The sequence below is a fragment of the Collinsella sp. AF31-11 genome (assembly GCF_003475605.1).
Taxonomy (GTDB): domain Bacteria; phylum Actinomycetota; class Coriobacteriia; order Coriobacteriales; family Coriobacteriaceae; genus Collinsella.
The window spans coordinates 166,236-167,252 of the sequence record NZ_QRQS01000005.1 but is presented as its reverse complement, the minus strand read 5'-3'; the positions used below and the strand labels follow the sequence as shown (position 1 = coordinate 167,252).

1 protein-coding gene is annotated in these 1,017 nt (G+C 50.0%); it reads left to right on the top strand.

The genetic code is table 11. The features are described from left to right. The first annotated feature begins 60 nt into the window (after positions 1 to 60). The gene (locus DWZ22_RS10660; RefSeq protein WP_369833842.1) at positions 61 to 756 is read left to right on the top strand and encodes an acetyltransferase; all 696 of its coding nucleotides are present in this window, start codon (positions 61 to 63) and stop codon (positions 754 to 756) included. The last annotated feature ends 261 nt before the right edge of the window (positions 757 to 1,017 follow it).

The window sequence follows — 1,017 nt, the reverse complement described above, 5'->3', positions numbered from 1 at the left end:
GAGCTCGCGGACGTGGCGGACAAGGTGTACACGAGGGATCTGTTTAAGAGGGATTAAGAAGTGTCTTTGTCACATTCGATCTGCAGCCCCACACGTAAGCTCGTAATAATCGGAGCAAGTGGGCATGGAAAGGTTATCGCCGACATCGCGCTGAAGTGCGGATACGCGGACATTCTCTTTCTTGATGATAACCCTGCAGTTTCGCAATGCGCCGGATTCCCGGTTATAGGAACGTCCTCAATGGCCGGAAAGCTCGGAGGCCGCTGTGATTACGTTGTCGCGATCGGCAACCCCATGGCGCGAGAACGGATTCAGGAAAGCATCGATGGCAAACTAGTGACCCTTGTTCATCCTAATGCCACAATTGGGCGATGCGTAGAAATTGGTGAGGGCACCGTCGTAATGGCTGGTGCCGTGGTTAATTCCGATACCGTTATCGGCAAGGGTGTGATTGTGAACACTTGTGCTTCGGTTGATCACGACTGTCGAATAGCCAATTACGTTCATATATCCGTGGGGGCACATGTTGCGGGCACTGTGGATATCCATGAGCGCACTTGGCTCGGAATCGGGAGCTGCGTGACCAACAATGTGTCCATCTGTTCGGACTGTATGGTAGGTGCGGGCGCCGTCGTTGTGCGCGATATAGATAGATCCGGGACTTATGTAGGCATTCCGGCCAGGTTTTCACACGTTAATGAAAACTGGCCTTCTGCTGGACTAACTTCTCGGCAAAAGCCGACGCTCCTAGAATGACGGGCTGTTCGGGGGCTGTAAAAACAATCACAAGACCCGAGGGATACCTTCATTAGCAGACGACCCACTATCTTTTCTTGTATAGCGAAAACAATGATGTCGAAATGCAGCTAAACTCTTAAATTTTTTTGACATACGTTAAGTTTTAGATTCAATTGTTTAAGAAGCAATCGGATTAAAATCACCTAGTTTGTCAAACATTAGACGTAGCTGAGCGCGTCCTGCCCAAGGACACCAAGCAGCTGCTGGCCAACTACAAGG